Here is a 7,362-nt window from a genome sequence, read left to right as displayed (position 1 = left end):
TGGATGGACGGAATATAGTAGCGGGCCGTTATGTATCTTCAGAAAGCAGGGTCTTTCACGCTATCAACGCGGCGACGGGTGAAAGTTTGCCCGGAGATTTTTATCCGGCGACAGAACAGGATGCAGATGATGCGCTGAAAGCGGCTCAGGGGGCATTTAAAGAATACAGGCTCGTTGGAAACGAACGGCGTGCTGCATTTTTAAGAGCAATTGCTGCTGAGATCAGTGCGCTTGGTGCAGTTCTGACGGAAAGGGCTGTTGCCGAGAGTGGTCTGCCTGAAGCGCGTATATCGGGTGAGACGGGCCGGACAACCGGGCAGCTTAATCTTTTTGCCAGCCTGGTGGAAGAAGGGTCCTGGGTGGATGCGGTGATAGATACGGCCCAGCCAGATCGTAAACCTTTGGCGAGACCGGATATCAGAAAAATGTTAAATCCTGTAGGGCCGGTCGTGGTTTTCGGTGCAAGTAATTTTCCCCTGGCGTTTTCTGTAGCCGGGGGTGACACCGCGTCCGCACTGGCAGCTGGGTGCCCGGTGATCGTGAAGGTTCATCCTGCACACCCCGGTACCAGTGCTCTTGTAGGCGCAGCAATTTTGAAGGCAGCCGCCGCAACCGGTATGCCGGAGGGTGTTTTCTCGATGCTTTATGATTCGGGATATTCGGTGGGAGAAGTGCTGGTCGGGCACCCCCTGACGAAAGCGGTAACCTTTACTGGTTCCTACAAGGGAGGGATGGCTCTCGCAAAACTGGCTGCGGAAAGATCTACCCCAATTCCCGTATTTGCGGAGATGGGAAGCATAAATCCCGTGGTTCTCCTCCCCGGATCACTGCAAAAACGCCCGCATGAACTTGCTTCAAAATATGCCGCTTCCATCACGCTCGGAGCGGGGCAGTTCTGCACCAATCCCGGACTTCTGCTAGGGATAAAGAGTGAGGGGCTTGACAGCTTTATATCAGAACTTAGTAAATTAATGTCTGAAATCCCCTCAGCGACAATGCTGACGCCTGGTATATGCAAGAACTACCATACTTTGTCGGAAGAAGTCCTTCAGGAAAAGGGGGTATCGCTGTTTGCCCGTTCAGAAAAGAGCGGAACCGCAGAATTTAGCCAGTCCGCTGCTATTCTGGCGGGAGTGACGGCGACTGAATTTATTTCAAATCCCCGTTTAAGGGAAGAGATATTTGGTCCGTATTCGCTTTTGGTACTTGCGGAGGACGAGGCCGAGCTGGAGCAGGTTGTAGCTTCCCTCGAGGGGCAGCTAACGGTAACGATAATGGGGGAGGAGGAAGAACTGGAAACATACACGGATGTGATCGATTCTTTAAGCCAGATAACAGGCAGAATTATCTTGAACGGAGTGCCTACAGGTGTTGAGGTATGTCATGCGATGCAACATGGCGGCCCTTTTCCGGCCACCAATGACAGTCGTTTCACGTCCGTGGGGTCTGACGCTGTTTATCGCTTTGTCAGGCCGCTGGCATGGCAGGATTGGAAGAACGAACTTTTGCCGCCTGAACTGCAGGATGGAAACCCGCTTGCGATCTGGCGGAAAGTAAATAACAACTGGACTAAAGACTAAATGGCTGGTAAAACTTTTTTTTGTATAGATGCTCATACCTGCGGAAACCCTGTCAGGCTCGTGGCCGGTGGAGGGCCTAATCTCGCAGGGACTAATATGAGTGAGAAAAGGCAACATTTTTTAAAAGAATATGACTGGATCAGAACCGGGCTGATGTATGAGCCCAGGGGGCACGACATGATGTCGGGGAGCATCCTCTATCCACCTCATAACCCGGAAAATGATGTCGCCGTTTTATTTATTGAGACCAGCGGCTGTCTGCCCATGTGCGGGCACGGAACTATCGGAACCATTACAATTGCCATAGAAGAGGGCCTCATCAGCCCAAGAGTTCCGGGTACAATAAGGATGGAGGCACCTGCAGGGCTTGTTATCATTGACTATAAACAGGAAGGAAAGAAGGTGCTTTCCGTAAAACTGCGGAATGTTCCATCCTACCTGGCGGCCGAAAGCCTTGAAGTAGAATGCCCTGATCTCGGACTGCTCACCGTGGATGTGGCTTATGGAGGAAACTATTATGCCATAGTGGATCCGCAGCCTAACTTTAGCGGACTGGAACACTTCACTGCCGGGCAACTGATTGCCTGGAGCCGGGAGCTGAGGAAGCGCATCAACGAAAAGTATACGTTTGTGCATCCCCTGGATCCCACAATAAACGGGTGTTCCCATATCTTGTGGGCTGGTGCAACTCTTTCTTCTGATGCTACTGCCCGTAACGCTGTCTTTTATGGCGAAAAGGCAATAGACCGTTCACCATGCGGAACCGGGACCTCGGCCAGAATGGCTCAATGGTTTGCCAAAGGAAAATTGAAAAAGGGGGATGTCTTTGTACATGAGAGTATTATCGGCAGTAAGTTTACCGGCAGGGTAGAAGATGTGGTCACTCTCGGAGAGTATGAGGCGATTATTCCGAGTATAGAGGGATGGGCGAAAATTTATGGATATAATACAATTAAAATTGATGACGACGATCCATACGCACATGGATTTCAGGTATTATAACCTGCCCGTTATCCTATAAATTATCATAATGGCAAGTGTAATTATCATTGGTGGCGGAATTATCGGCTTATGTTCAGCGAAGTATTTGAATGAAGCAGGGTTCAAAGTCACAATCCTTGAAAAAGGAAACCTTAGCGACAATTGTTCTTTCGGCAATGCCGGAATGATTGTTCCCAGTCATTTTATACCACTGGCGGCTCCGGGTATGATCCAGCAGGGTATTAAATGGATGTTTAACAGTAAAAGTCCTTTTTATGTCCGGCCTTCACTTAATCCTGACCTGTTTTCCTGGGGAATGAAGTTCCTGAAGAAGGCTAACCCGGCTCATGTACAACAGTCGGCAGCTCCTCTTCGTGATATATCTTTGCTCAGCAAGAAGCTTTACGAAGAGCTTGATAAAAGTGCAGACTTTTCTTTCGGCCTTGAGGAGAAGGGAATCCTGATGTTTTACAAAACAGAAAAAGCAGCTGAGGAAGAGGCTCATCTCGCGGAGAAAGGCAAAGAACTTGGTCTGGATATGGGCATTCTCAGTGCTGCCGAGTGTAAAGCATTGCAGCCCGGTCTTAATCTGGAAGTTTTGGGAGCCGTTCATTATCGTTGTGATGCTCATTTATATCCCAACCAGCTCATGGAGGGATTAACCCGGCTCCTGGAGTCACGTGGTGTTGAAATTGTGAGGGAACATGAGGTGACAGATATTGAAACACAAAACGGCGCTGTTTCGGCTGTTCGGGCAGGGAATAAACAGTGGCTGGCCGACCATTATCTTATTGCCGGAGGTTCCTGGTCTCCATCGATTGCGCGGCTGGCCGGCCTGAAAGTACCTATGCTGCCGGGGAAAGGATATTCCTTTATGGTGAAGGAACCTGAAAGACGGATGAAGATCCCCGCGTTATTAGCCGAAGCCAGGGTTGCCATTACGCCCATGAACGGCAGCATCCGTTATGGGGGCACCATGGAAATAGACAGGATAAACAACAGAATAAATATGAACCGGGTGAAGGGAATCGTTGAAGCCATCCCTCGGTACTTCCCTGACCTTCGCCCCGTGTTACCTGCTGAAAAGGATATATGGTTTGGCTTCAGGCCGGCTTCTCCGGATGGATTGCCCTACATCGGACGTGCTAAAAAATATAAAAACATGACCATAGCTACAGGACATGGAATGATGGGATTGAGTCTCGGTCCGGCAACCGGTAAGCTGGTAAGCCAGATTGTAAGCGAAAAAAGCACAGATATTGACATAAAAGCATTCTCTCCTGACCGCTTTAGTTGAGAAGAGGAATATATTTTGTGATGTTGAAGGGCTTTTCGGAAACGGAGGGCTCTTTTTTTATTTAAACGTCCTTCATAATTGTCTGAAAGGCCTTTTTAACCTTAAATTAACAAAGACTTCTCATATTTTAACCGCTTAGATTAATACTCTTTTAATAATGAGGTAATATTTGTAAATTGAGTTCATCAAAATCCGAGCACTCTATGAAAGTATTGCAATTCACCATTCCTGTAGCTCACGACAAAAGTGTAATAGTGCAGCAAGACCATCTCCCGCATTTCTATCCCTATCTTCATCGTCATACCGAGGCGCAGATAGCATGGATCCAGGAGGGAGAGGGGACTTTAGTAGCCGGAAATAATATGCATGGATTTAAACCGGGAGAGATTTATTTCGTTGGTCCGAATCAACCGCATTTATTCAAAAGCAACCCGGAGTATTTCGGAAATGACGACAGCAAAAAGGCCAGTTCCCTGATGCTGTTTTTTAACCCATGCGGTCCGCTGGCATCTTTGTTTGGTCTTCCGGAGATGAAGTCGTTTAAGGCATTTATTGATCAGAACGCCCAGGGATTCAAGGTTCCTTCCATGTATGCTGAAGAGGTCTCTATGCAGATGCGGGAAGTCCAGGATGCCAGCGGACCTGACCAGCTCATGCAATTCTTTCTCCTTCTGAAGTTCCTGAGCAAGATGAAGGTGAAGCTTCAGCCTCTTTCTTCATTTGGCAATGCTGCTTCTTTCAGTGAGAATGAAGGAATCAGGATCAGTAATATCTATAATTATATTTTGCAGCACTACAGTAAAGACATTACGCTCGAAAATGTCTCAGATGCTGCCCATATGACCCCCCAGGCATTCTGCCGGTACTTTAAAAAGCATACGGGGCATACGTTTATCTCATTCCTGAATGAAACGCGCATCAACGAGGCCTGTAAAAGACTGACGAATGGTATGTACGACAGTATCTCAGCAGTGGCATATAATTGTGGTTTCAACAGCATTACCAATTTTAACAGGGTATTTAAAAGTATTATAGGAAATTCTCCACGTGAATACATAGATAATTATTTAAAAAACGTAGGTTAGCGGTATACTTTACTTATTAAAATGTATTCTATTTCAGAGAGATTAAAAAGTTACAGTGCTAAGGTTGTACTGGTCCTTGGCCTTTCCGTTGTTTTTCAGTCAGTAAGTATTTCCGTTTCCGGCCAGGCCAGGCAGGTGACTCAATGGTCGGAGGATGGTTATTCCTATTATTCCGCAGATCCGGAAGGGATCACCGGAACGGATATGAGAACGGGAACCAAGACCGTTTTTATTGATAAGCAGGCATTAACCTTGCCTGGAAACGGCGTTCCCGTTTCTGTAAAGCGTTTTTTATTTTCGCTTGACCGGAAAAAGGTATTGATTATGACCAACACGAAGAAGGTCTGGAGATATGATACCCGTGGCGATTATTATGTGTATGATATTGCTTCCCGTGCTCTCAGGCAGTTGGGAAAGGGTTTGCCTGCATCATCCCTCATGTTTGCGAAAATCTCTCCGGACGGCAGCAAGGCTGCCTACGTGAGCCGGCATAATATCTACACAGAAGAGCTCGCGAGCGGAAAAGTGACAAAGGTGACCACTGACGGTACCGATCGCATGATCAACGGAACCTTTGATTGGGTATATGAGGAAGAATTCGGATGCCGGGATGGCTTCAGATGGTCTCCGGACAGCAAGAAGATCGCCTTCTGGCAAATTGATGCGACAAAAATCCGGAATTACCTGATGCTGAACACCACAGATTCCATTTATTCTTTCAACGTGCCCGTAGAGTATCCGAAGGCCGGACAGGATCCAAGTGCCTGCAGGATTGGTGTAGTGGGAGCAGACGGAGGAAGCGTTGAATGGGTGAAAGTACCGGGAGATGCTGTGCAGCATTATATTCCCCGCATGGAGTGGACTACGAACCAGAACGAGCTCATCATTCAGCAACTGAACCGTAAACAGAATGAAAGTAAGGTCATGCTCTGCAACCTGGGGAGCGGAACAGTAAAAACGTTATATACAGAACAGGATAAAGCATGGATCGATATAAAAAGCCGCTGGAATGATGATGATCCATCGGGCTGGGAATGGATAGCGGGAGGAAAAGAGTTTATTTGGGTAAGCGAGAAAGACGGCTGGAGGCATATCTACCGGGTAGACCGTAACGGAAAAGAAACACTGATCACTAAGGGGAATTACGATATTACCGGCATTGGCTTGATTGATGAAAAGAACGGCTATATATATTTCGATGCTTCCCCTGACAATGCCACCCAGTCTTATCTTTACAGGGTAAGCCTTAGCGGAAAAAAGCAGGCGGAGCGTGTTACTCCTGCTTCCTTTAAAGGAACCAACGGCTACATGTTATCACCTAACGGAAAGATGGCATTTCATTCTTTTTCAAGTGCGTCGGTCTATCCTGGTTCAGAAGTTGTGAGCCTTCCGGATCATAAGGTCGTGGGTAAAACGATGGCTATGGAAACATCAAAAAGGAATAAGGTAGAGTTCTTTAAAGTAAAAACGGCAGATGGTGTGGATATGGATGGCTGGATGGTCAAGCCATTGAACTTTGATCCGTCAAAAAGATACCCGGTACTGTTTTATGTGTATGGAGAGCCTGCCGGGCAAACGGTAACAGATTCTTATGGCACGGGCTTTAACCGTTTGTATGACGGGAATATGGCAGAAGATGGCTATATCTATATTTCGGTAGAAAACCGCGGTGCCCCTGCTCCTAAGGGAAGAGAATGGCGCAAGTCTATTTATAAAAACATCGGGATCCTGAATATCCGCGACCAGGCTATGGCCGCAAAAGAAATTTTAAAATGGCCTTTTGTCGATTCCTCACGCGTTGCTGTATGGGGATGGAGCGGCGGAGGATCATCTACACTAAACCTCCTGTTCCAGTATCCTGACATTTATAAAACAGGGATCTCGGTTGCCGCAGTTGCCAATCAGCAGAGCTATGACAATATTTACCAGGAGCGCTATATGGGAAATCCAGCGGAAGATGCAAAGCCATTTATCCAGGGCTCTCCTATCACTCACGCAAAGGAACTTAGGGGGAATCTCCTATATATCCACGGTACCGGTGACGATAATGTTCATTATCAGAATGCAGAGCTGTTAATTAACGAACTTGTGAAATACAACAAACAGTTCCAGTTGATGTCGTACCCCAACCGTACACATTCTATTTCAGAAGGTGAGGGTACGGGTAAGCATCTTTCCACACTGTTTACGAACTTCCTGAAACAGTATTGCCCTCCGGGAGGGAAATGAAGTAGTAAGTAGTAAGTAATAAGTTATAAGTTTGGGGTTAAAGTGGAGAGTTTAAAGGTTATAGCTGCATAAGGGTTGGTGCTTTAACCTGAAAATTTTGGTTTAAAGAGGGGGCGGAGTAAATTGGGCATGCCAAAAGCCGGTATCTGTTTGCTTACTGCTCTAAACAAATATATGACACTTGGTACGA

Annotated in this window: 5 protein-coding genes; all 5 read left to right on the top strand. The window is 47.0% G+C overall.

The window, feature by feature from the left end; all coding sequences use genetic code 11:
- Positions 1–1,580, top strand: a 1,580-nt coding sequence (locus tag DDR33_RS05585; protein WP_317047417.1) for an aldehyde dehydrogenase (NADP(+)), incomplete at its 5' end; no start/stop codon positions are given.
- Positions 1,581–2,582, top strand: a complete 1,002-nt coding sequence (locus DDR33_RS05580; RefSeq protein ID WP_109414772.1) for a 4-hydroxyproline epimerase — start codon at positions 1,581–1,583, stop codon at positions 2,580–2,582.
- 28 nt (positions 2,583–2,610) lie between these two features.
- Complete coding sequence (locus DDR33_RS05575) at positions 2,611–3,858, top strand: NAD(P)/FAD-dependent oxidoreductase (RefSeq protein ID WP_109414771.1); 1,248 nt, start codon at positions 2,611–2,613, stop codon at positions 3,856–3,858.
- A 203-nt stretch (positions 3,859–4,061) separates the two neighbouring features.
- On the top strand, positions 4,062–4,943 hold the full coding sequence (locus DDR33_RS05570) for an AraC family transcriptional regulator (protein ID WP_109414770.1): 882 nt from the start codon (positions 4,062–4,064) through the stop codon (positions 4,941–4,943).
- 21 nt (positions 4,944–4,964) lie between these two features.
- Positions 4,965–7,172: a S9 family peptidase gene (locus DDR33_RS05565; protein WP_109414769.1), complete on the top strand. Its 2,208-nt coding sequence runs from the start codon at positions 4,965–4,967 to the stop codon at positions 7,170–7,172.
- Positions 7,173–7,362 lie beyond the last annotated feature (190 nt).

Origin of the sequence: Pararcticibacter amylolyticus, assembly GCF_003130405.1 — a bacterium.
In the GTDB taxonomy this organism is placed as follows: domain Bacteria; phylum Bacteroidota; class Bacteroidia; order Sphingobacteriales; family Sphingobacteriaceae; genus Arcticibacter; species Arcticibacter amylolyticus.
This window is presented reverse-complemented; position numbering and strand designations above follow the sequence as displayed.